Raw genomic sequence first — 23,640 nt, forward strand, 5'->3', positions numbered from 1 at the left:
GGAACGACCTGCCGGAATCTGCATCCCGTTCCTACACGCAGCGGCGCCTTGTCTTCTATCGGCGCCGGTGGGCCAAAACCTATAGTTGTGACTGTCGCTGCCAATTCAGCGGCTCGGGCTTGGTCACCCGAATGGATCATGCATTCGCGTCCGCTGTATGCTGCCGGCACTCAATTGCCAGCAGCGTTATGGTGGCTGTGTTTGGGACGCTTTCGAGCGTGCCGGGTATGTGCATGATCCTCACCGGTTGACCAACCCGAACACAGTCGCCTCCAGTCGCTTGGTCACGATGTGGTGGCTTCATTCGAAGCAATTGAGGATCTAAAAAATGAAATCATGGAACGAGCTCCACTCCGATCGCTACCGCCCACTCGACTCCAACCTCACCGACACCAAGCCCCTCGTCATCGACACCGAAGCCAACCCGCAAGACATCCTCGAATGCGCCGTCCAGCGCCTGCGCGCCTCAAGCGACCTGCTGCAAACCCTCTACTGCCTCTGCTTCAAACACGCTGATGTCGAAGACATCCCGCACATCACCCACGCGCTCTACCTTCTCACCAAAGACGGTTATGACCTGCTCCAGGTCGCCCAGCAACGAATGCTCAACTGGAAAGCGCCGGCCTGACGAACTCCTCGGCAGGCGTGTTCACAGCTAGAACTGCCTGCCCCTATCTCGAACACTGACGCTGACATCTCCGGCGCGAAACTTAAGGATCAGAATTTTGCAAACTATTATTGATTGCGTACGATGGGAGCCATTGTTCAACCAAGGGCTTGCCTTCATGACCACTGAAACCATTGATCACAGCACTCTCACGCGACTGTTTGAGAACGGTTCGATCAGTAGCGCACATATCGTCGCCAAACCCGGTGGCTGGTCAATTCAGATTCAGCAAGGAAGCAAAGAATACTCACTGACCGCACAACGCAGTGGCCAGGTACGTCTGTTCAAGCGGTTCGAAACACTGGTGACCTACCTGCAAGGAGTGGGCATCAATCACTTCGATGTGGACACCTCCAGTTATGACCCTCTTCAGATAAAAACCTATGCCCGCCCTGATCGCGCCGAAGCGATGAAACAAGCTCATGAAGCAGCTGCGTATGAGGAATGGGTCAAGCAACAGGTACAAATCAGCATTGATGACCCAAGACCCAGCGTCAGCGATGAAGACGCTCGCAGGATATTTGCCGCCAAGCGGGATGCCCTGCGTCAGCGAGTACGTTGATGAGGTTGGTCTGGCGCCAAGAGGCGCTGGATGACCGAGACAACATCATGGAGCGTATCGGCCAGGAAAATCCCGCTGCAGCGATTGAACTAGATGAGGCCTTCGAACTGAAAGGAGAAAGCGCTCGGCACCACCCAGCCCTGTACCGAAAAGGTATCGCGGGAGGTACCCGCGAAATCGTCGTCACTCCAAACTACGTCATCATCTACACAGTCAAAGTTGATGTTGTGGAAATGCTACGAGTGCTGCATACCAGACGGCAATGGCCATGATGGCTGGAGAGAAAATGCTAGGAGTTCGCGCCTCCTTAAGTAGCATTATTCTGGCTGTTTAACGCGGATTGTGCGGGAATAATGGCAGTTGATCTGACAATGAAATCCAACCCGTCACCCACAAAAAAGCCGCCCTCAAGAGGCGGCTTTTCATTCACCAGAACTAAGTCTTACAACTTAGGCCCGGCAGCCTTGATCGCGTCGCTCACTTCGAACTTCTTGAAGTTCTCGATGAACAGACCGGCCAGTGCTTTTGCAGCTTCGTCGTACGCAGCCTTGTCAGCCCAGGTGTTGCGTGGGTTGAGCAGGTTGGTTTCGACGCCCGGTACGGCCAGTGGCACGTCCAGGTTGATGGTGTCCAGGTGCTCGGTGGCTGCACCGATCAGCGCGCCGCTCTGGATCGCTGCGATCACTGCACGAGTGGTCGGGATGTTGAAGCGTTTGCCGACGCCGTAGCCGCCGCCGGTCCAGCCGGTGTTGACCAGGTAGACCTTGGAGCCGAAGCCGCGGATGCGTTTGATCAGCAGTTCAGCGTATTCGCCGGCCGGACGCGGGAAGAACGGTGCGCCGAAGCAGGTGGAGAAGGTCGACTTGATGCCGCTGCCCGAACCCATTTCAGTCGAGCCCACCAGAGCGGTGTAGCCGGACAGGAAGTGGTAGGCCGCTTGTTCTTCGTTGAGGATCGATACTGGCGGCAGGACGCCGGTCAGGTCGCAGGTCAGGAAGATCACAGCGTTAGGCTCGCCGCCCAGGTTCTTCTCGGAACGCTTGGCAACGTGCTCCAGCGGGTAGGCCGCGCGGCTGTTCTGGGTCAGGCTGACATCGGCGTAGTCGGCGTGCTTGGCATCGTCGATCACGACGTTTTCCAGTACCGCGCCGTGCTTGATGGCTTTCCAGATGACCGGCTCGTTCTTCTCGGACAAGTCGATGCACTTGGCGTAGCAGCCGCCTTCGATGTTGAAGACAACGCCTTCGCCCCAGCCGTGTTCGTCGTCACCGATCAGGTAACGGCTTTCGTCGGCGGACAGGGTTGTCTTGCCGGTGCCCGACAGACCGAAGAACAGGGTCACGTCGCCTTCTTCGCCGATGTTGGCAGCGCAGTGCATTGGCAGCACGTCAGCGGCCGGCAACAGGAAGTTCTGCACGGAGAACATGGCTTTCTTCATTTCACCGGCGTAACGCATGCCGGCGATCAGCACTTTCTTCTGAGCGAAGTTGATGATCACGCAACCGTCGGAGTTGGTGCCGTCACGCTCAGGCACGCACTCGAAGTTGGCGACGTTCAGCACTTGCCACTCTTCGCGACCGGCCGGGTTGTACTGAGCCGGGTTGATGAACAGGCAACGACCGAACAGGTTCTGCCAGGCAGTCTGGGTGGTCATCTTCACGGCCAGGTAGTGATCTTCGGCCGCGCCTACATGCACGTGGGAAACGAAATGCTCTTGCGCGTTGTTGAATGCTTCAACACGAGCCCACAGCGCGTCGAACTTGTCGGCCGGGAACTTGCGGTTGATCGGGCCCCAGGCAATGGCAGCCTGGGTGGAAGGCTCTTCAACGATGAAACGGTCGACTGGCGAACGGCCGGTGCGGTGACCGGTGCGAACTACCAGAGCGCCGGTATCGGCAAGCTCGCCTTCACCGCGGTTCAGGGCTTCTTTTACCAGATCATCAACACTCAGATCGGTGTACACGGCGTTATTGGCTTGCGTCATGAGGTTCCCCGTCGGCCAGTGGCCGAGTGTGCTCCAAACGTTTTGTAGTAGAAAGTCGTGCACTACTACCGCGAAAAAAGTGGGCCGGATTATGCCAGAAAAGCCCAAAAAGAGTAGGGCCCTCCCGTCGTAACGGCGTTATTCCGTCGTTGAGCAGTGAATTTACCTGCGCTGAACCGTTTTAGTGCCGGGTATCTGACGGCGTCTCGACGCCCGCGCCAGCGAACAATTGAGCGATATCTGCCGCATCGAACAGGTAGCGCTGGTTGCAGAACTGGCAATCGATCTCGACTTTTCCACCTTGCTCGGCCACGAGCGCCTGCGCATCTTCCAGACCCAGGCTGACCAGTGCATTGCCCGAACGCTCGCGGGAGCAACTGCAGTGGAAGCGCAGTTTCTGCACATCGAACAGACGAACCTGCTCTTCATGGTAGAGGCGATGCAGAACCGTTTCGTTGTCCAGGCTCAACAGTTCATCAGCGGTCAGGGTGGTGCCCAGCGCGGTGATGTGCTGCCAGCTGGCGGCGCGTTCTTCTTCGTCTTTCAGGCGATCGGCCGGCAGTTGCTGCAGCAACAGACCACGGGCACGACGGCCGTCGGCGCAGAGCTTGAAGCGGGTGCCGACCTGCTGGGACATGACGAAATAGTTGGTGAAGCAGTCGGACAGGGTTTCGCCGTCGAGGTCGACGATGCCCTGATAACGCTGTCCGGCGATCGGGTCGACGGTCAAGGCCAGGACACCGTTCGGCATCAGGTCGCCGAGGGTCGCGTCGGCCGGAATCTGCTCGGCGTGATAGCGCGCCAGGCCACGGATTTCGCGCTCGCTGGAGCATTCGATCATCAGCAGCGGGATCGGGCCTTCGGAGCGCGCCTGAAGAATCAGCAAGCCATCGAATTTCAGGGTGCCCACCAGCAACGACGCGGCAGCCATCAGTTCGCCCAGCAATTGCGCAACCGGCTCCGGGTACGGGTGCTTGGCGAGCACTTCGGCATAGCTGCGCTCCAGCGACACCAGTTCGCCGCGCGTGTCGCTGTCATCGAAGATGAAGCGTTGGGTGTAATCGGTATCGAGGAAATCGGTCATAGGTCTGGGTATCTGAATGTGATGACAAAATGGTTACAAAGAATGAAAATCCCGCGCTTCTGGCATCCTTTTTGATGCCGATGTTCAGCCACGGGAGGCATTTTATGAACAATCCGGGTTTGTTCCAATCAAGGTGGAACCTCGGCCGGCTGGTTCTGTGCAACATCGTGCCATTGGCACTACTGGCTTTCTGGTTATGGCCTACGGGTCAGATGCTGTGTGTGATTTTCGACGAGTGGCTGTTCCGCACACTCAATGCACCGCTGGCCAGCAACCCCATATGGCTCCACATCTGGGCAATTGCAAGTCTGCGACCGTTCGACATCGTCGTCGGCCTGATTCTGCTGACGCTGCTGATCAAGGGCGACTGGGTGTTCAGGGCGATTGACGTGCGTCGCGCCTTTTTCGGATTTTTTTCGATCCTGCTGCTGATGGTGGTGATCCGCGCGCTGTTTTCCAAGTTCGCCGATCACATGGGCTGGCAGCACAGCAGCCCGTCGATGGTGCTTGAAGGCGCGGTGCATATCAGCGATTACTTCCCGCATCTGGAGAAGACCTGGGAACTGAAGGATCGCTCGAGCCAGAGCTTTCCTGGTGACCATGCTTCGGTGCTGCTGATCTGGGCGCTGTTCATGGGCGTGTTCAGCCGCACGGTCGGCCAGTTCCTGGTGATCTGGGGCCTGGCGCTGCTGTTCATGCTGCCGCGCCTGGTCGCCGGTGCACATTGGGGCCAGGACGATTACATCGGCGGCATGCTGCTGGCAGTGTGGGCACTGGGCTGGGGTTACTACACGCCGTTTGCTTATCACGCGGCGAACTTCTGGCTGAAGGTCACAGCGCCGGTTTTCCGGCTGCTGGGCAAACTCCCGATGGTTTCGCGGATGAGTGTGGTGTCCGCGCAGTAATCAACGGTTACTGAAAAAAACGCAGCCGCCGGCGGGTCTTGAACCCAGGCCGGCAGGCTGCGTTTTTTTTATTCGCCGCTACTGTTCCCACGAAATTTAAACAGATCCCGACGCTGCTTCTTGCTCGGTTTGCCATCGGTGGTCACGCCCAGAGCGCCCGCCTTGCGCATCGCCGCAGCCGCTTCACGTTTGGCAATACTCGCCTCGGTCTCGGCATACAGCGTCTGCGCCTCAGGTGCACCGCGACGCACGATCGACAGGGCCTGAACCACAACGGTCTTCTCGTCGAAGCCGGTGCGAATCTCGAACTCATCGCCAATGCGTGGCTCTTTGCCAGGCTTGCAGCGCTCTCCCCGACAATGCACCTTGCCGCTCTCGATGGCAGCTTTAGCCAAGGCGCGAGTCTTGAAAAAACGCGCGGCCCACAGCCACTTGTCGAGACGGACCTTGTCGTCCTCTTCCTGTTTTTGCGCCATATGAATTCCTCGTTCAGCCAGTAGTCGGAACTGTACTACCGATTCTGTCGGGCGCAAGAATCCAGCCCTCCAGATAAACTGTGATCTTCGCCGGTTCAACGGCATGGAGTGATCGAGTGACCAAATTTCCGTCTTCATTGACCTCGCCCAAATCCGGGTGCCTGGGCTGCCAGCAAAGCGAGCCGCTGGGCTTCGACTTTTCCTTCGCGTATCAGCCCATCGTGGATCTGCGTGACGAGTCGGTGTACGCCTACGAGGCACTGGTTCGTGGTGCGGCTGGTGAAGGCGCTTTAACCGTGTTGGATCAGGTTACAGAAGATAACCGCTACCGTTTCGACCAGCTCTGCCGGACTCGCGCCATCGAAGGTGCAGCCGAGCTTAATATGCAGACACACTTGTCGATCAACTTCATGCCCAACGCCGTCTATCGTCCAGAGTTATGCATTCGCAGCACCCTGGAGGCCGCCAGAAAACACAATTTCCCGATCGACCGGCTGATTTTCGAAACACTGGAAAGCGAGCACGTAGATAACTATCGCCATTTGACCAATATTCTGCGTGAATACCGCGAATTCGGCTTCAAGACGGCCATCGACGATTTCGGTGCCGGCTATTCGGGGCTCAATCTGCTGGCCGATTTCCAACCGGACCTGATCAAGCTCGATATGGCGCTGATCCGCGATATCGACCGTGACCGTGTTCGTCAGGCTATCGTTCGGGGGATTGTCACAATCTGTGCGGAGTTGGACGTTACAGTCATCGCCGAAGGCATAGAGAGTGCGGGTGAACGGGATTTCCTGGCGGACTGCGGAATATTTCTGATGCAGGGTTACTGGTTCGCCAGACCCGCATTCAAAGCGTTAGCCCAGGTGTCCCCTGAAGCGTGGACGCGTTAATCGTTGGTTTTTTCCATTGAAGACATTTGACCATTTGACCGTTATCGGTCTGCGCGAGTGGGTGGCGCTTCCGGATCTGGGAGTCGCTGGCCTTCGGGCAAAAATCGACACCGGCGCCAGCACCTCCAGCCTGCATGCCACCGACATCGAGCCGTTCGAACGTGACGGCGAGAAGTGGGTGCGCTTCACTGCGCACCTGGGCACTGTCGTGCAGTTGCGTCATCGGCGATGTGAAGCGCCGCTGGTCGCCCGCAAGACCATCAAGAGTTCGAACGGTCAGGCCCAGGTGCGCTACGTGATCAGCACCACCCTGGCCCTGGGTGACCGGGTCTGGCCGATCGAGTTCACCCTTGCTTGCCGCAAGTCCATGCGCTATCGCCTGTTGCTCGGTTCCAAAGCCCTGATCGACGGCCAGCTGGTGGTCAATCCGGGCATCAAATATGTACAAGACAAGCCGGTGTTCCCGGTATCTACCTCCTCCACAGGTGTTGCATGAAGATCGCTGTGCTGTCGCGGAACCCGCGTCTGTATTCCACCCGCCGTCTGGTCGAAGCCGGAACCGAACGCGGGCATGAAATGGTGGTGATCGACACCTTGCGCGCCTATATGAACATTGCCAGCCACAAGCCGCAGATCCACTACCGCGGCAAGCCGCTGGAGGGTTTCGATGCAGTGATCCCGCGGATCGGCGCGTCGGTGACGTTTTATGGCTGCGCAGTGTTGCGCCAGTTTGAAATGATGGGCGTGTTTCCGCTCAACGAATCGGTGGCCATCGCCCGCTCGCGGGACAAGCTGCGTTCGCTGCAATTGCTGTCGCGCCGGGGCATCGGTTTGCCGGTGACCGGCTTTGCCCACTCGCCGGACGATATTCCCGACCTGATCGACATGGTCAACGGCGCACCGCTGGTGATCAAGGTGCTGGAAGGCACTCAGGGCATCGGCGTGGTGTTGTGTGAAACCGCGACGGCGGCTGAGTCGGTGATCGAGGCGTTCATGGGCCTGAAGCAGAACATCATGGTGCAGGAATACATCAAGGAGGCCGGCGGCGCCGATATCCGTTGCTTCGTGGTCGGCGACAAGGTGATCGCCGCTATGAAGCGTCAGGCCAAGCCCGGCGAGTTCCGCTCCAACCTGCACCGGGGCGGCAGCGCCAGCCTGATCAAGATCACCCCGGAAGAACGCATGACTGCGCTGCGTGCAGCCAAGGTCATGGGGCTGTCGGTGGCGGGTGTGGATATCCTGCGCTCCAACCACGGGCCGCTGGTGATGGAAGTGAACTCGTCACCGGGTCTGGAAGGCATCGAAACCACCACGGGCAAGAACGTGGCGGGGATCATCATCGAGCATCTCGAGAAGAATGGCGGGCCGAACATGACCCGCACAAAAGGCAAGGGTTGAACCTTGAATCAGGCGGCCGCAAGGCCGCCTGAAACTTAAACCGCGTCTCGCGGCAGCATCAATCCCAGCGGTAACCGGACCCGTGCTTCCAGTCCGCCACCGGAGCGGTTGCGCAGTTCGACATTGCCGCCGTGCATCGAAGCAATCCGCTTCACAATCGCCAGTCCCAGCCCGGTGCCCTTCCCGCCACGCGCACGATCGCCCCGGGTGAACGGGTTGAAGATCGCCTCAAGTTCGGAAGGATCGATTCCCGCCCCACGGTCCATCACGCTCAGCACCACGTACGGCGCGCTGGTGTCACCGGACACATAGGCCGCGACGTCCACGCTGCCACCGGCATGATTCAACGCGTTGCCAATCAGGTTGTTCAGCAAGCGTTTCATCGACACCCGACGCAGCGGGAACGGCTGGATCGGTTCCAGGCGCAGGCGCACTTTCTCTTCGGTCTGGTTATAGGGCGCCGCCACTTCGCGCACCAGATCGCTGAGGTCCACCTCCTCCACCGACTCGTCCCGACCATCACGAATGAAGGCGAGGAACTGGTCGAGGATCGCGTCCATGTCTTCGATGTCGCGCACCATGTCGTCGGTCAGATCGGTGCGGTCGCCCATCAACTCCAGTGACAGCCGCAAACGGGTCAGCGGCGTGCGCAAGTCATGGGATACCCCGGCGAGCATCAGCTCACGCTCGCGACCGGCCTGCTCGACGTCTTCGGCCATCTGGTTGAAGGCACGATAAACCTCGGCCATCTCGCTGGGGGTGTCGCTGATCGGCAGGCGCACGCTGCGGCCCTGGCCGAGTTGCCGGGCGGCGTAGACCAAACGCTTCAGTGGTTGGTTGAGCTGGCTGACGAAAATCCACGCAGACGCCGTGGACAGCAGACCGATCGCAAGGAACCAGCCGAGCACGTTCCAGATTTTCTGACCGCGCAACGGGTGCGGGTACAACGGCACTTTCAACCAGCCATCACCGAGGCTCGGCGCGCGAACCCACAAGGCCGGCGGCGAGTGCATGCGCAAGCGCACTTCGGTGTCGGCACCCAGTTCCGCCTGCATCTGCCGCTGGTAGATTTCGCTGTACGGCCAGTGCTGTTCGCCTTCCGGCACACCGGCCCCGACCACCCGGATCAGGGTCGCGGCATCGGCGATTTTCGCGCGGTTCTCTTCGTCGGCGGCCCAATAGGCGCGCAGCGTCAGGGCGACGCCGTGGCTGTATTGCCGATCCACCAGCACGTCCTCGTTCATCAACAGATAAACCAGGGTCAATGCCTTGGAAAACAATACGACGATGAGCACCAGCCACAGGGTGCGGGAGAAGAAACTTTGGGGGAACCAGACGGGGGTTTTCATGGATAACCGCTACACACTTGCAGGAGCGAGCAATGCTCGCATATTGCGGATTGCGAGTCTGCGCGGACGGCGTTTCCGACCGTTTCCCGCAGACCCGCTCCTACAAATCACCCATCACTTGGTGGAGTTGCCATCCGGCACGAACACGTAGCCGACACCCCAGACAGTCTGGATGTAGCGCGGCTTGGACGGATCGGGTTCGATCATCCGGCGCAGACGGGAAATCTGCACGTCGATGGAACGCTCCAGGGCATCCCACTCACGGCCACGGGCCAGGTTCATCAGCTTGTCGCGGGTCAGCGGCTGACGGGCGTTCATCACCAGGGCCTTGAGCACCGCAAACTCACCGGTGGTGAGCATGTGCACTTCGTCGCCGCGTTTGAGTTCGCGGGTGGCCAGGGACAGCACGTAGTCGCCGAACGTGACGTTTTCTTCTTCACTGCCCGGCGCGCCCGGCACCGGCGCGGCCTGACGGCGCAGCACGGCTTTGACGCGAGCCATCAGCTCGTCCGGGTTGAACGGCTTGGCCAGGTAATCGTCGGCGCCCAGTTCCAGGCCCTTGATACGGCTCAGCTCGTCGCCCTTGGCGGTGAGCATGATGATCGGAATCTGATTGTTCGCGCCACGCAGGCGGCGGCAAGCGGTCAGGCCGTCTTCGCCCGGCAGCATCAGGTCGAGGACGACCAGGTTGAACACTTCACGCGACAGCAGACGGTCCATCTGCTCGGTATTCGGTACGGCGCGGGCACGGTAGCCCTTGCTGACGAAAAAGCGTTCCAGCAGGCTGCTCAGCCCCGGATCGTCGTCAACGATGAGAATTTTTTCGCCTTCAGCAGTTTGTGCAGTGCTGCTCATTGGATGCTCCTTTTAGCTCGGCGCGCATTATGGCGTAGCTGCCGTTATACGCACCGTGTGCATTGTTAGCAGATTTTTCCTTCACTGCCAGAAAACCGGGGTTTGTGCCTACAGACTGCGTCGCCCCCGAATGACAGAACGCTGGTTATAATGCGCGGCCTTTTGTGTCAGGCAACGTCTGAATCGTTACCGCAGGTGGCCGTCCTTTATTTTCATGGGCGCCGCAGTAATTGTTCGATTTCACGGGTCAACGGGATGCCTTTTGACCCAGGCAGCGGCCAGCATCAAGCCGCCCCACCAGACTCCGGGCCTTCATTTACGCGCCTGCGAGCCTGCTTTCACAATTTGTCAGGTGGTTTTATGGACAGCATCAACAGCCGCATCGCCGAGGAACTCGGCGTACGCCCACAACAGGTCGAAGCGGCCGTCGCGCTACTCGATGAAGGCTCTACCGTTCCCTTCATCGCCCGTTACCGGAAAGAAGTGACCGGCAGCCTCGATGACACCCAATTGCGTCATCTGGAAGAGCGTCTGCGCTACCTGCGAGAACTCGACGAACGGCGCATCAGCATTCTTTCCAGCATCCAGGAGCAGGGCAAACTCACCCCTGAGCTGGAGCGCGAAATCAAACTCGCTGACACCAAGACCCGCCTCGAAGACTTGTACCTGCCGTACAAGCAGAAGCGCCGCACCAAGGGCCAGATCGCCCTGGAAGCCGGCCTCGGCGAACTGGCCGACGGTCTGTTCAACGACCCGTCGCTGGCCCCTGAAGCCGAAGCCGCGCGCTTCATCGACGCCGAAAAAGGCGTGGCCGACGCCAAGGCAGCGCTGGAAGGCGCCAAGTACATCCTCATGGAGCGCTTCGCCGAAGACGCCAACCTGCTGAAAAAACTGCGCACCTACCTGAAACAGGAAGCCACTCTCAGTGCCCGCGTGATCGCCGGCAAGGAAGAGGAAGGCGCGAAATTCCGCGATTACTTCGAACACGACGAACCGCTGAAAAGCATGCCGTCGCACCGCGCGCTGGCGATTTTCCGTGGCCGCAACGAAGGCATTCTCAGCTCCGCGCTGAAAGTCGGCGAAGAGCTGCCGGGCACCCTGCACCCGTGCGAAGGCATGATCGGCCAGCACGTCGGCATCCAGAACCAGAACCGTCCGGCCGACAAATGGCTCGGCGAAGTGGTGCGCTGGACCTGGAAGGTCAAGCTCTACACACACCTGGAAACCGACCTGCTCGGCGAGCTGCGCGACGGCGCCGAAACCGAAGCGATCAATGTGTTCGCCCACAACCTGCACGACTTGCTGCTGGCCGCTCCGGCCGGCCCGCGCGCCACCCTGGGCCTCGACCCGGGCCTGCGTACCGGTTGCAAGGTTGCGGTGGTCGACTCCACCGGCAAACTGCTGGATCACGCCACGGTTTACCCGCACGTGCCGCACAACAAATGGGATCAGACCATCGCCATTCTGGCCGCTCTGTGCGCCAAGCACTCGGTCGACCTGATCGCCATCGGCAACGGCACCGCCAGCCGTGAAACCGACAAACTGGCCATCGAGCTGATCAAAAAATACCCAGCGATGAAAATGACCAAGGTCATGGTCTCCGAAGCCGGCGCATCGGTGTACTCGGCATCGGAACTGGCAGCCAAGGAATTCCCGGATCTGGACGTGTCGATCCGTGGCGCGGTATCGATTGCCCGTCGCCTGCAGGATCCACTGGCCGAACTGGTGAAAATCGATCCGAAATCCATCGGTGTCGGCCAGTACCAGCACGACGTGTCGCAGCTGAAACTGGCGCGTGGTCTGGACGCCGTAGTCGAGGACTGCGTGAACGCCGTGGGCGTGGACGTCAACACCGCCTCCGTGGCACTGCTGGCGCGGATCTCCGGCCTCAACGCAACCCTGGCGCAGAACATCGTGACTCACCGTGACGAACACGGCGCGTTCAAGACCCGCGCTGCCTTGAAGAAAGTCGCACGTCTGGGCGAGAAAACCTTCGAACAGGCCGCCGGCTTCCTGCGTGTGATGAACGGCGACAACCCGCTGGACTCCTCGGCCGTTCACCCGGAAGCGTATCCGCTGGTGCAACGCATCGCCGCTGAAACCGACCGCGACATTCGCTCGCTGATCGGCGACGCCTCGTTCCTCAAGCGTCTGGATCCGAAGAAATTCACCGACGAGACCTTCGGTCTGCCAACCGTCACCGACATTCTGCAAGAGCTGGAAAAGCCGGGCCGCGACCCGCGTCCGGAGTTCAAGACCGCCGAGTTCCAGGAAGGCGTCGAAGACCTGAAGGACCTGCAACTGGGGATGATCCTCGAAGGCGTGGTGACCAACGTGACCGCGTTCGGTGCGTTCGTCGACATCGGCGTGCATCAGGACGGTCTGGTGCACATTTCGGCGCTGTCGGAGAAATTCATCAAGGATCCGCGCGAAGCGGTGAAGGCCGGTGACGTGGTGAAAGTGAAGGTCATGGAAGTCGACATCCCGCGCAAACGCGTCGGCCTGTCGATGCGCATGAGCGACACCCCGGGCGAGAAAATCGACGGTGCCCGTGGCTCGCGTCCGGGCTCGGCGCCACGCCAGTCGCAGGGTTCGGCGCCGCGCAAGGAAAGCACCCCGGCGGCTCCAGCCAATAACGCGATGGCGTCGCTGTTTGCCAACGCCAAGCAGTTGAAGAAACGCTGATGGACATTCCGGCCGGGCTCGTCGAGAGCGCGTTTTTCAAGCTGTTGGGCTGCCGTCTGCACAGTCTGGAAACCGGGGTGGCGCAAGTCGCCCTCGCGCTGGAACCCGAACTGCGCAATCGCGGCGGCAAGCTGCACGGCGGCGCACTGTTCAGTCTGGTGGATATTGCCATGGGGCTGGCCTGTTCCAGCACCCATGGCTTCGACCAGCAGAGCGCGACCATCGAGTGCAAGATCAACTACATCCGCGCCGTCTCTGAAGGCGAGGTGATGTGCACGGCGCGGGTGATCCACCCGGGCCGGCGCACGCTGGTGGTCGAAGCCGACGTGATGCAGGGCGACAAACTGGTCGCAAAAGCGCAAGGCACGTTCGCTGTCCTGTAGATGTTGTTCATCATTTTGAGTTAATTTCGGCGCTGTGATCGCAGCGTCGGAGTTTTCCTCGCCCGCGTCTGCCAGATTCAGGGACTGAAGTTGGCGTTTCCAATGGGGCTTTCATGGCCCGAAAACCAGGCGAAAACGCCAGTTTCAACTTCACCCTTGTAGACCGTCCTGCCCACCCCCATATTGGGGCGACTGACGCGTGAAGGAATCCAAATTGAGCGAACTTCTCAACCGCCGCCTGGCTCTGCTCGGCGAGCGCGCTAACCTCTCTCTGCTTGAGCAGTGCCTTCACGGTATCGAACGTGAATGCCTGCGCGTGACCGGCGAAGGCCGCCTGGCCCAAACGCCGCACCCTGAAGCCCTGGGTTCCGCGCTGACCAACGAACAGATCACGACCGACTATTCCGAGTCGCTGCTGGAGTTCATCACGCCCGCCCTGCCAGACCCGGCCGACACCCTGGCGAGCCTGGACAAGATTCATCGCTTTGCCTACAGCAAGCTCGGCAACGAGTACCTGTGGAGTCCATCGATGCCGTGCCCGTTGCCGGCCGAGGAAGACATCCCGATCGCCTATTACGGCACCTCCAACATCGGTCAGCTCAAGTACGTCTACCGCAAGGGTCTGGCCCTGCGTTACGGCAAGACCATGCAGTGCATCGCCGGGATTCACTACAACTTCTCCCTGCCGGAAAAGCTCTGGCCGTTGCTGAAAGAGGCCGAAGGCTTCGTCGGCACCGACCGGGATTTCCAGTCGTCGTCCTATATCGCGCTGATCCGCAACTTCCGCCGCTACAGCTGGCTGCTGATGTACCTGTTCGGTGCTTCGCCGGCGCTGGACGCCGGTTTCCTGCGCGGTCGTGCGCACCAGTTGGAACAGCTGGATCCGGACACCCTGTACCTGCCCTACGCCACCAGCCTGCGCATGAGCGACCTCGGTTACCAGAGCAATGCCCAGGCCGGCCTGACGCCGTGCTACAACGACCTGGCGAGCTACACCGACAGCCTACGCAAAGCGGTGGCCACACCGTACGCGCCGTACGTCGAAGTCGGCACGCACCAGGATGGCGAGTGGGTGCAACTGAACACCAATATCCTGCAGATCGAAAACGAGTACTACTCGAACATCCGCCCGAAACGCGTGACCTATACCGGCGAGCGGCCGATCCAGGCCTTGATGGCCCGTGGCATTCAGTACGTCGAAGTGCGCTGCCTGGACATCAACCCGTTCCTGCCGATGGGCATCGACCTCACCGAATCGCGCTTCCTCGACGCGTTCCTGCTGTACTGCGCGCTGAACGAAAGCCCGCTGCTGACCAACAACTCCTGCGGCAATGCCACCTCCAACTTCCTCAGCGTGGTCAAGGAAGGTCGCCGTCCGGGCCTGCAATTGCAGCGCGACGGCCAACCGGTCGAGCTGAAGGAATGGGCCGCCGAACTGCTGGAAAAAATCGCTCCGCTGGCGGCGCTGCTGGATCAAAGCCACGGCGGCGATGCCCACAGCAAGGCACTCGATGCGCAGCTGGCCAAGGTCAAGGATTCGTCCCTGACGCCTTCGGCCCAGGTGCTGGCGGCGATGGCAGCGCACAAGGAAAGCTTCGCGCAATTCTCCCTGCGCCAGAGCCAGGCTCACGCCGAGTTCTTCCGCAGCGAGCCGTTGGCGGCTGAGGAACAGGCGAAGTTCGAAGAACTGGCGCGGTCTTCGCTCGCGCAACAGGCTGAGCTGGAGCAGAACGAGGTGGGCGATTTCGACGTGTTTGTCGGGTCGTATCAGGCGAGCATTTTGGCGATCAGCAACTGATCGTTTGTCATTGGATTGATCGTTCCCACGCTCTGCGTGGGAATGCCTCAAGGAACGCTCTGCGTCCCAGTGACGCGGAGCGTCACAAGCTGAATTCCCACGCAGAGCGTGGGAACTATCAAATACCCCCGGCTTAGATTTTTCCGCTCATAAGCTCATTCTAAAAAGTTATTTATTTTTAGATTCTTAGATCATTTAGTCTCCTTTCACGCCGACGCTCGGTCGCCTGATATGGAGCTCTTCAATGAAACTGAATTTCCCGCTTCGCCTGCTGGCCGTGGCCTCTCTGGCTGCTGCGAGTTTCCTGGCTCAGGCCGCCGACCTCACCGTCGCCTACCAGACCACCGTTGACCCGGCGAAAGTCGCCCAGGCCGACGGTGCCTACGAGAAAGCCACCAAGGCCGACATCAACTGGCGCAAGTTCGATAACGGTGCCGACATCATTGCCGCCATCGCCTCCGGCGACGTGCAGATCGGCTACCTCGGTTCCAGCCCGCTGACCGCCGCGATCACTCGCAAAGTCCCGGTGGAAACCTTCCTCATCGCCACCCAGATCGGCGCCGCCGAAGCACTGGTCGCCCGCGATGGCTCCGGCATCAAGACCCCGCAGGATCTGGTCGGCAAGAAAATCGCCGTGCCGTTCGTGTCCACCGGTCACTACAGCCTGTTGGCCGCACTGAAGCACTGGAACATCGACCCGTCGAAAGTCACCGTCCTCAACCTCGCCCCGCCAGCGATCATTGCCGCCTGGAAACGCGGTGACATCGACGCCACCTACGTTTGGGATCCGGCGCTGGGTGTGGCCAAGGAGAACGGCAAAGTGCTGATCACTTCCGGTGAGCTGGCCAAGTTCGGCGCGCCGACCTTCGACGCCTGGATCGTGCGCAAGGACTTCGCCGAGAAGCACCCGGAAATCGTCACCGCGTTCGCCAAGGTCACCCTCGACGCCTACGCCGACTACCGCAAGGATCCGAAAGCCTGGCTGGCCAATCAGAGCAACGTCGACAAGCTGGTGAAACTCTCGGGCGCCAAGGCCAGCGACATCCCATTGCTGCTGCAAGGCAACGTCTACCCGCTGGCAGCGGATCAGGTCAGTGACCTCGGCGCGCCGACCACCAAAGCCATCACCGACACCGCTGCGTTCCTCAAGGAGCAAGGCAAGGTCGAAGCGGTACTGCCGGACTACGCGCCGTACGTCAGCGCCAAGTACATCACCAACTGATCGGGAGTTCATTACGATGGCCTTGCTACAGCTGGAGCGCATCAGCGCACAGTACCCCGGCAGCCCGGAACCGGTACTGTCCGACATTTCCCTGACCCTCGGCCCTCAGCAATTGCTGGTGGCCCTCGGCCCGTCCGGCAGTGGCAAGACTTCGCTGTTGAACCTGATTGCCGGCTTCGTCGAACCGAGCGCCGGCCGTATCACCCTCGACAACGTGCCGGTCAAAGGCCCGAGCGCCGAGCGCGGCGTGGTGTTCCAGGACGACGCCCTGCTGCCCTGGCAGGATGTGCTGGCCAACGTGGCTTTCGGTCTGGAACTGGCCGGTGTGGCCAAGGACAAACGCGAACAGCGCGCCCGGGAAATGCTCGCGCTGGTCGACCTTTCCGGTTTTGAACACCGTCGCATCTGGCAGCTTTCCGGCGGTCAGAAGCAGCGTGTTGGCCTGGCCCGCGCCCTCGCGGCCGACCCGCGTGTGTTGCTGATGGACGAGCCCTTCGGCGCCCTCGACGCCTTCACCCGCGAACAGATGCAGGAGTTGTTGCTGCAAGTCTGGCAACGCACCGCCAAACCGGTGTTCCTGATTACCCACGACATTGAAGAAGCGGTGTTCCTCGCCACTGACCTGATTTTGCTCGCGCCGAATCCGGGGCAGATCGTCGAGCGTCTGCACCTCGACTTCGGCCAGCGCTACGCCGCCGGCGAATCGGCGCGGTCGATCAAGTCCGATCCGCGCTTCATCGAAACCCGCGAACACGTGCTGGCCAAAGTGTTCTCGCAACGCAGCGCCGTTCAGCGGCAGGAGCGCGCATGAGCAGTTACGACGTTTCCGCCACCGCAGTGAAACCCACCGCCACGTCGGTGGTGATTCCCGTGCGCCGCAGCCTCAGCACTCGCTGGATCAGCCTGCTGACCCTGTTCGCGTTGCTGGTGATCTGGTGGGCCGTCACGGCCACCGGCCTGATCGAACCGCTGTTCCTGCCGCCACCGTCCGCCGTGCTGCAAAAAGGCTGGTTGCTGGCGACCACGGGCTACATGGATTCGACGTTGTGGCAGCACCTGGGCGCGAGCCTCAGCCGCATCGGCCTGGGCCTTGGTTTTGCGATTCTGACTGCGGTGCCGGTGGGCATTGCCATCGGTGCCAACCGCATCGCCCGTGGCGTGCTGGATCCGCTGATCGAGTTCTACCGGCCGATTCCGCCACTGGCTTATCTGCCGCTGATCGTGATCTGGTGCGGTATCGGCGAGTTGTCGAAAGTGCTGCTGATCTACCTGGCGATTTTCGCTCCGATCGCGATTGCTACCGCCACCGGCGTGCGCACCGTCGACCCGGCCAAACTGCGCGCTGCGCAATCGCTGGGGGCGACTCGCGCACAACTGATTCGCCACGTGATTTTGCCGAGCGCGTTGCCAGACATTCTGACCGGTGTGCGTATTGGTCTGGGTGTCGGCTGGTCGACTCTGGTCGCCGCCGAATTGATCGCGGCCACCAGCGGCCTGGGCTTCATGGTGCAGTCGGCCGCGCAATTTCTGGTCACCGATGTGGTGGTGCTGGGGATTCTGGTTATCGCCCTGATCGCTTTCGCCATGGAAATGGGCCTGCGCGCCCTGCAGCGCAAACTGGTGCCGTGGCACGGCCAGGCCCACTGATTTTTCCGCACTGACTACCCCGACAGTTTCGGGGCCCCGGAATTGAAGAGAACCACCATGAGCAGCCTGAACATCACCCCTTTAAGCTCGGCCCTCGGCGCACAGATCAGCGGCGTCGACATCAGCCAGCCGCTGAACCTGGAACAGCGCGACGCCATCGAGCAGGCACTGCTCAAATACCAGGTGCTGTTCTTCCGCAATCAACCGATCGAGCCTTCGCAGCAGGCGCGTTTTGCCGCCTATTTCGGCGACCTGCACATTCACCCGATCTACCCGAACGTGCCGGAACAGCCGGAAGTGCTGATCCTCGACACCGCCGTCACCGACGTGCGCGACAACGCGATCTGGCACACCGACGTGACCTTCCTGCCGACCCCGGCCATGGGCGCGGTGCTCAGCGCCAAGCTGTTGCCGGAGTTTGGTGGCGACACATTGTGGGCCAGCGGGATTGCCGCGTATGAAGCGCTGTCGGCGCCGATGAAAGCCATGCTTGAAGGGCTGACCGCGACTCACGATTTCACCCGCTCGTTCCCACTGGAGCGCTACGGCAACACGCCGGAAGCATTGACGCAGTGGGAAGCGGCACGGCGCAAGAATCCACCGCTGTCGCATCCGGTGATTCGTACGCATCCGGTGAGCGGACGGCGTTCGTTGTTCGTCAACGAAGGTTTCACGTCGAAGATCAATGAGCTGTCGGAGACCGAGAGTGAAGCGGTATTGAAGTTCTTGTTTGCGCATGCGACGCGGCCGGAATTCACCATTCGCTGGCGCTGGCAGAAGGATGACATTGCGTTCTGGGACAACCGCGTGACGCAGCATTACGCGGTGGATGATTACCGTCCGGCGCGGCGGGTGATGCAGCGGGCTACGGTGTTGGGGGATGTGCCGTTTTTTCGCTGAACAATTGATCGTTCCCACGCTCTGCGTGGGAACGATCAGTGTGTCGTTATTCCGCCGTAGAAGGTTTCTCCCAAAGATTGATCCCGCCCTCCAGGGCAAACCGGTCAATCTCCGCCAGCTCTTCCGCACTGAAGCTCAAATTCTTCAAAGCCCCGACGTTCTCGATAATCTGCTCCGGCCGGCTCGCGCCGATCAGCGCCGAGGTCACTCGCGGATCGCGCAGCGTCCACGCCAACGCCAGTTGCGCCAGGCTCTGCCCACGACGTTTGGCGATTTCATTCAGCGCCCGAACGTGAGCAATATTCGCCTCGGACAAGTGCGAGGACAGCAACGAACCACCACCCGGACGATTGACCCGCGCATCCGCCGGCACGCCGTTGAGGTATTTGTCGGTCAGCAATCCTTGCGCCAGCGGGGTGAATGCAATCACGCCGGTGCCGAGTTCGTCGGTGGTGTCGAGCAGGTCCTTCTCCACCCAGCGGTTGAGCAGGTTGTACGCCGGTTGGTGAATCAGCAGCGGCACTTTCCACTCTTTGAGCAACGCGGCGATTTCGCGGGTTTTCACCCCGGAGTACGACGAGATACCGATGTACAACGCCTTGCCCTGCTGCACCGCCGTGGCGAGGGCGCTGGCGGTTTCTTCCAGCGGGGTGTCCGGGTCGAAGCGGTGCGAGTAGAAGATATCCACATAGTCCAGGCCCAAGCGTTGCAGGCTCTGGTCGAGGCTGGCCAGCACGTATTTGCGCGATCCGCCGCCCTGGCCGTAAGGGCCGGGCCACATGTCCCAGCCGGCCTTGCTGGAGATGATCAGTTCATCGCGATACTGCTTGAAGTCTTCACGCAGCAAACGGCCAAAATTGGTCTCGGCACTGCCGTAGGGCGGGCCGTAGTTGTTGGCCAGGTCGAAGTGGTTGATCCCCAGATCGAACGCCGTGCGCAGCAAGGCGCGCTGAGTGTCGATCGGCGTGCTGTCGCCGAAGTTGTGCCACAGGCCAAGGGACAGTGCCGGCAGCACCAGACCGCTGCGTCCGACGCGGCGGTAAGGGATGGAGTTGTAGCGATTCTTGGCAGCGGTGTAAGTCATCGAATCCTCTCTTGTCGGTCTTGAATCGGGTGTCGATTGCTACGCAAATCTATTGCCGGGCCGGGCGAGGCCAAGGTTCTGGCGCAAGGTCCGGCCCTCGTATTCGGTTCTGAACAGCCCGCGCCGTTGCAGTTCCGGGACCACGCCATTGGCGAAGTCTTCGAGCCCGCCGGGCAGGTGCGGCACCAGCACGTTGAAGCCGTCCGCCGCGCCCTGCTCGAACCATTCCTGCAAACGGTCGGCAATCTGCGACGGTGTGCCGACGATGCTGTAATGCCCGCGACCACCAGCGATTCTGCGACCCAGTTCGGCCAGGGTCAGATGCTCCCGGCCGCCCAGTTCGGTCAGCAGTTTCTGCCGGCTTTGCTGGCCGCTTTCAGTCAGCGGCAACTCCGGCAGCGGCCCGTCCAGCGGGTACTTCGACAGATCGAAGTTGCCCAGCATACGCCCAAGAAGGGCGACGCCAACCTCGGGTTCGACCAATTGCTGAAACGTTTCACATTTTTCCTGCGCTTCGGCTTCCGTCTGCCCGACCACGACGAACACGCCGGGCATGATTTTCAGCGAATTGGCGCTGCGTCCGTACTTCGGCAAGCGTCCCTTGAGGTCGGCGTAAAACGCCTGGGCACTAGCCAGTGAGGTCTGCGCGGTGAACACCACTTCGGCCGTCTGCGCCGCCAGTTCACGCCCAGTTTCCGACGAGCCGGCCTGCACGATCACCGGCTGACCCTGTGGCGAACGCGCGACATTCAGCGGGCCTTTGACCTTGAAGTGCTCGCCGACGTGATTCAGCACGTGCAGCTTTTCCGGGTGGTAATACGTGCCGCTGGCCTTGTCGCGGATGAAGGCGTCGTCCTGCCAACTGTCCCAAAGCCCGGTGACCACCTGATGAAATTCCCGGGCGCGGCTGTAGCGTTCGGCATGGCCGATGTGTTCGTCGCGACCGAAATTCTGCGCTTCGGCGGCGTTGTCCGAGGTCACCAGATTCCACCCCGCTCGCCCGCCCGACAGGTGATCGAGCGAAGCGAACTTGCGCGCCACGTGGTACGGCTCGTTGTAGCTGGTGGTGGCGGTGGCGATCAGGCCGATGTGCTCGGTCACTGCGCTCAACGCCGAGAGCAGCGTCAGCGGCTCGAAGTGATCCGAACGGGCCATGCGGCTGGCGATGTCCTGGGTCGGCGCGGCGACGCTGTCGGCGACGAACAATGTGTCGAATTTCGCCGCCTCGGCAATCTGCGCCAGGCGTTTGAAATGGGCGAAATCCAGCCCGGCGTTGGCCGGCACTTCCGGGTGACGCCACGCGGCAACGTGGTGCCCGGTGGCCATGAGGAACGCGCCGAGTTTCAGCTGTCTGCTCATCTCAGAAATCCTTGCGCAGTTGCACGCCGAAGTAGCGCTCGTCATCGCGGGGCACGGCGCGGTAGATGTAGTTGCCACCGCTGGCGAGCAACGGCGAATACGACTTGTCGGTGAGGTTCTTGCCGAGCAACGCCACGCGCCAGCCGTTGGTGTAATCGGCCAGGGCCACGCTGGCATTCCAGAGACCGTAGGCGCCTTGCTTGGTGTCGGCGTTCTGGCTGATGTCGTACTGCACTTCGCTCTGCCAGCTGTAATCGGTGCCGAGCTCGATATCCAGGCCGTTATCCAGCGGGATCGTGTAGTCGGCCCGCACATAGCTTTTCCAGTCCGGGCTGAACGGCAGCGGTTTGCCGTTGACGTTGCACGAAGCCGCCGCACCCGCCGGGCAGGCGAACTCGTCGATACGAGCGCGGGTGTAGGCCAGCGCACCCGAGAATTTCAGTTGCTGGGTCGCCTGCAGAGCGAAATCAAGTTCCACACCCTCGGTGCTGACGCTGCCGGCGTTGATCAGGCGCGTTACGACTTGCCCGGCGACGGTGTCGAAAAAGTTCGCTTGATAGTTGTCGTAGTCGCTGTGGAAAACCGCGAGGTTGGTGGTCAGGCGATTGTTCCACGAGGAAGCTTTGATCCCCGCCTCCCAGGTGTTGGACGTTTCCGGTTTCAAGGCTTCGGTATCGCGCGGCTGCATGTTGAAGAACACGTTGTAGGCCGGGCCTTTGTAACCGCGCGAGTAGGTCAGGTAAGTGGTGACGGTATCGCTCAGGTCGTACTGCAAACCGAGCCGGCCGGACCAGCCGTCCTCATCCACCGAGCCAGAACTGCGGGTGGCCGGTTGAATGCCGCTGACGGTGGTGGCGGAAGTGGAGACGCGACGATGATCGTATTCGAGGTCGTCGTGGGTGTAGCGCAGGCCGGCGATGCCACGGAAGTCCGAGGTGAAATTCAACGTGCTTTCGCCAAACACCGCGTAGCTGTCGCTGGTGGTGCTGTAATCGGCGACGCCGCGATCGGTGCGCGTGGTGGTGGTCAGCGTGCGCTGATAGGTTTCCTCGTCCTTCCCGTGCATGTAGAACAGGCCGCCGACGTATTCGAGGAACTCGCCTTTCGGCGACGCCAGACGCAGCTCCTGCGAGTACTGGTCGAAGGCCAAATCGCCCTTGTCCGCTGTGCCAGGGAACGCGGCCGTCACCGTGCCGAGGCGGTCGCCGTCCTGATACTGGGTGTTGTCCCAGCCGCGCCACGCGGTGATCGAGGTCAGGGTGTAATCGCCCAGTTGCCAGTCGAGCTGGCCGGACAGGCCCTTGTTGGTGTCCTCGACGTGGGTGCGGGTGTCGGTGTTGATGTCGCGGTTGTGGCTGGTCGCGCCGACCGGGCTCAACGCATTGGCGAAGGCCGGGGTCAGCGCCTTGGTCACGACACCGTTGGGGCCGTCATCGTGGGACTGCATGTAGTCGGCGATCAGGGTGAAGGTGATGTCGTCGTTCGGGGTGAATTCCAGTTTGCCGCGCACGCCGCGATGGTTGTAGCCGTTGACCTCCTGACCGTTGTGCTTGTTGTCGACGTTGCCGTCGTAAGTGCCGAACAAGGTGCTGATCGAACCCTTGAGCGTGTCCGGAATCAGGCTGCCGCCGATACCGAAACGGGTGCGGCTTTCGTTGCCGCTGTAGTACGACTGATCGATGTAGCCGTGGGTCTCGGCGGTCGGTGCCTTGCTGGTGATGTTCAACACGCCGGCCGAGGCGTTCTTGCCGAACAGCGTGCCTTGCGGGCCGCGCAGGACTTCGACGCGTTCCAGGTCCAGCAGATCGAGAGTGGATTGGCCGGGACGGGCGTAGACCACGCCATCAATCACCGTGGCCACGGTCGGCTCGACGCCCGGCGAGGTGGAAATCGTCCCCACGCCACGCACGAACAACGAGGTGTCCTTGTTCGATGCGCCGGTGCGGAAATTCAGCGACGGCACTTGCTGGACGATGCTCGCCACGCTGTTGCGGTTATCGCGTTCCAGCTGCTCGCCGTCGATCACCGACACCGCCACCGGCACCTTTTGCAGCGACTCTTCGCGGCGGGTGGCGGTGACCGTGACGGACTTGAGTGTCGGCTCCTGATCGGTGCTGTCGGCGGCGAACGCGGCAGGCAGCGGCAGCGCGGCCAGCCCGGTGAGTAGCCAGCCCGCAGCGCGGATCGATTGCGCCAGTTTGTGTGTCGCCCCAGGAATGTTGTGCATGTTTGCCCGCTCGAAAAGTTGCCCTGAACCGCTGCCGTTCTGCGACGACAGCGCCTGTCTCGGTGTCTTGGGCATTCGCTCGAGCGAGTAGCAGACAACGCGCTTTGTTAGCGCTAACATCGCCAGTATTGGCAAGTCGGACATAGACCGTCCAATACT

General features: G+C 60.9%; 22 protein-coding genes. 14 read left to right on the plus strand and 8 right to left on the minus strand.

Going from position 1 to position 23,640, the window contains the following annotated elements; translation table 11 throughout:
- The first annotated feature begins 328 nt into the window (after positions 1-328).
- The 3 genes from PMI24_RS08090 to PMI24_RS08100 all read left to right on the plus strand — a co-directional run bounded on the left by PMI24_RS08090 (position 329) and on the right by PMI24_RS08100 (position 1,501).
- On the plus strand, positions 329-628 hold the full coding sequence (locus PMI24_RS08090; RefSeq protein WP_007952679.1) for a hypothetical protein: 300 nt from the start codon (positions 329-331) through the stop codon (positions 626-628).
- 157 nt (positions 629-785) lie between these two features.
- Positions 786-1,229 carry a hypothetical protein gene (locus PMI24_RS08095; protein ID WP_007952680.1) on the plus strand — a complete coding sequence of 148 codons (444 nt, stop codon included), beginning with the start codon at positions 786-788 and terminating at the stop codon, positions 1,227-1,229.
- Entirely contained in the window at positions 1,229-1,501 is a 273-nt protein-coding gene (locus tag PMI24_RS08100) for a type II toxin-antitoxin system RelE/ParE family toxin (protein ID WP_007952681.1), read from the plus strand. The genes PMI24_RS08095 and PMI24_RS08100 overlap by 1 nt, the downstream gene beginning before the upstream one ends.
- Positions 1,502-1,671: 170 nt before the next feature.
- Here PMI24_RS08100 and PMI24_RS08105 read toward each other — a convergent pair whose 3' ends face one another.
- Together PMI24_RS08105 and hslO are read right to left on the minus strand one after the other, a co-directional pair.
- Positions 1,672-3,213: a phosphoenolpyruvate carboxykinase gene (locus PMI24_RS08105; protein ID WP_007952682.1), complete on the minus strand. Its 1,542-nt coding sequence runs from the start codon at positions 3,211-3,213 to the stop codon at positions 1,672-1,674.
- 181 nt (positions 3,214-3,394) lie between these two features.
- Positions 3,395-4,297: an Hsp33 family molecular chaperone HslO gene (gene hslO / locus PMI24_RS08110; protein ID WP_007952683.1), complete on the minus strand. Its 903-nt coding sequence runs from the start codon at positions 4,295-4,297 to the stop codon at positions 3,395-3,397.
- 104 nt (positions 4,298-4,401) lie between these two features.
- Here hslO and PMI24_RS08115 point away from each other — a divergent pair, with 104 nt between their 5' ends.
- Positions 4,402-5,202, plus strand: coding sequence for a phosphatase PAP2 family protein (locus PMI24_RS08115; protein WP_007952685.1), 801 nt, complete (start codon positions 4,402-4,404; stop codon positions 5,200-5,202).
- Positions 5,203-5,270: 68 nt separating this feature from the next.
- On the opposite strand, the gene PMI24_RS08120 is transcribed toward PMI24_RS08115, so the two are convergent.
- Positions 5,271-5,678 (minus strand): RNA-binding S4 domain-containing protein, encoded by a 408-nt coding sequence (locus tag PMI24_RS08120; RefSeq protein WP_007952687.1) that lies wholly within the window; start codon positions 5,676-5,678, stop codon positions 5,271-5,273.
- A gap of 116 nt (positions 5,679-5,794) precedes the next feature.
- On the opposite strand from PMI24_RS08120, the gene rimA reads away from it, so the two are divergent.
- The 3 genes from rimA to rimK are packed head-to-tail and all read left to right on the plus strand — an operon-like array spanning position 5,795 to position 7,972.
- Entirely contained in the window at positions 5,795-6,574 is a 780-nt protein-coding gene (gene rimA, locus PMI24_RS08125) for a S6 modification regulatory phosphodiesterase RimA (protein WP_007952688.1), read from the plus strand.
- A gap of 16 nt (positions 6,575-6,590) precedes the next feature.
- Positions 6,591-7,070 carry a retropepsin-like aspartic endopeptidase RimB gene (gene rimB, locus PMI24_RS08130; protein WP_011331964.1) on the plus strand — a complete coding sequence of 160 codons (480 nt, stop codon included), beginning with the start codon at positions 6,591-6,593 and terminating at the stop codon, positions 7,068-7,070.
- The gene (gene rimK, locus PMI24_RS08135; RefSeq protein WP_007952690.1) at positions 7,067-7,972 is read left to right on the plus strand and encodes a 30S ribosomal protein S6--L-glutamate ligase; all 906 of its coding nucleotides are present in this window, start codon (positions 7,067-7,069) and stop codon (positions 7,970-7,972) included. The genes rimB and rimK overlap by 4 nt, the downstream gene beginning before the upstream one ends.
- A gap of 35 nt (positions 7,973-8,007) precedes the next feature.
- On the opposite strand, the gene PMI24_RS08140 is transcribed toward rimK, so the two are convergent.
- The gene (locus tag PMI24_RS08140) at positions 8,008-9,321 is read right to left on the minus strand and encodes an ATP-binding protein (RefSeq protein ID WP_007952691.1); all 1,314 of its coding nucleotides are present in this window, start codon (positions 9,319-9,321) and stop codon (positions 8,008-8,010) included.
- Positions 9,322-9,435: 114 nt separating this feature from the next.
- Positions 9,436-10,176 (minus strand): osmolarity response regulator transcription factor OmpR, encoded by a 741-nt coding sequence (gene ompR / locus PMI24_RS08145; RefSeq protein ID WP_007952694.1) that lies wholly within the window; start codon positions 10,174-10,176, stop codon positions 9,436-9,438.
- Between the two features lie 360 nt (positions 10,177-10,536).
- Here ompR and PMI24_RS08150 point away from each other — a divergent pair, with 360 nt between their 5' ends.
- The 7 genes from PMI24_RS08150 to tauD all read left to right on the plus strand — a co-directional run bounded on the left by PMI24_RS08150 (position 10,537) and on the right by tauD (position 18,811).
- Complete coding sequence (locus tag PMI24_RS08150; RefSeq protein WP_007952696.1) at positions 10,537-12,861, plus strand: Tex family protein; 2,325 nt, start codon at positions 10,537-10,539, stop codon at positions 12,859-12,861.
- Positions 12,861-13,244, plus strand: a complete 384-nt coding sequence (locus tag PMI24_RS08155) for a PaaI family thioesterase (protein ID WP_007952699.1) — start codon at positions 12,861-12,863, stop codon at positions 13,242-13,244. Before PMI24_RS08150 ends, PMI24_RS08155 begins: the two co-directional genes overlap by 1 nt.
- 214 nt (positions 13,245-13,458) lie before the next feature.
- Complete coding sequence (gene gshA / locus PMI24_RS08160; protein ID WP_007952700.1) at positions 13,459-15,042, plus strand: glutamate--cysteine ligase; 1,584 nt, start codon at positions 13,459-13,461, stop codon at positions 15,040-15,042.
- A 244-nt stretch (positions 15,043-15,286) separates the two neighbouring features.
- Positions 15,287-16,264: a taurine ABC transporter substrate-binding protein gene (gene tauA / locus PMI24_RS08165; RefSeq protein ID WP_007952702.1), complete on the plus strand. Its 978-nt coding sequence runs from the start codon at positions 15,287-15,289 to the stop codon at positions 16,262-16,264.
- A gap of 16 nt (positions 16,265-16,280) precedes the next feature.
- Positions 16,281-17,075 (plus strand): taurine ABC transporter ATP-binding subunit, encoded by a 795-nt coding sequence (gene tauB, locus PMI24_RS08170; protein WP_007952704.1) that lies wholly within the window; start codon positions 16,281-16,283, stop codon positions 17,073-17,075.
- A complete protein-coding gene (gene tauC, locus PMI24_RS08175; RefSeq protein WP_007952706.1) occupies positions 17,072-17,911 on the plus strand; it encodes a taurine ABC transporter permease TauC in 840 nt (279 codons plus the stop codon). Before tauB ends, tauC begins: the two co-directional genes overlap by 4 nt.
- Positions 17,912-17,968: 57 nt before the next feature.
- Positions 17,969-18,811: a taurine dioxygenase gene (gene tauD, locus PMI24_RS08180; RefSeq protein WP_007952715.1), complete on the plus strand. Its 843-nt coding sequence runs from the start codon at positions 17,969-17,971 to the stop codon at positions 18,809-18,811.
- Between the two features lie 46 nt (positions 18,812-18,857).
- On the opposite strand, the gene mgrA is transcribed toward tauD, so the two are convergent.
- Genes mgrA through PMI24_RS08195 form a run of 3 tightly spaced genes read right to left on the minus strand, consistent with a single transcriptional unit; the run spans position 18,858 to position 23,481 of the window.
- Complete coding sequence (gene mgrA / locus PMI24_RS08185) at positions 18,858-19,895, minus strand: L-glyceraldehyde 3-phosphate reductase (RefSeq protein WP_007952717.1); 1,038 nt, start codon at positions 19,893-19,895, stop codon at positions 18,858-18,860.
- Positions 19,896-19,934: 39 nt separating this feature from the next.
- Positions 19,935-21,254, minus strand: a complete 1,320-nt coding sequence (locus tag PMI24_RS08190; RefSeq protein ID WP_007952719.1) for an LLM class flavin-dependent oxidoreductase — start codon at positions 21,252-21,254, stop codon at positions 19,935-19,937.
- 1 nt (position 21,255) lies between these two features.
- Positions 21,256-23,481 (minus strand): TonB-dependent receptor, encoded by a 2,226-nt coding sequence (locus tag PMI24_RS08195; RefSeq protein ID WP_045121694.1) that lies wholly within the window; start codon positions 23,479-23,481, stop codon positions 21,256-21,258.
- Positions 23,482-23,640 lie beyond the last annotated feature (159 nt).

Source organism: Pseudomonas sp. GM25, from assembly GCF_000282255.1.
Classification (GTDB): domain Bacteria; phylum Pseudomonadota; class Gammaproteobacteria; order Pseudomonadales; family Pseudomonadaceae; genus Aquipseudomonas; species Aquipseudomonas aphyarum.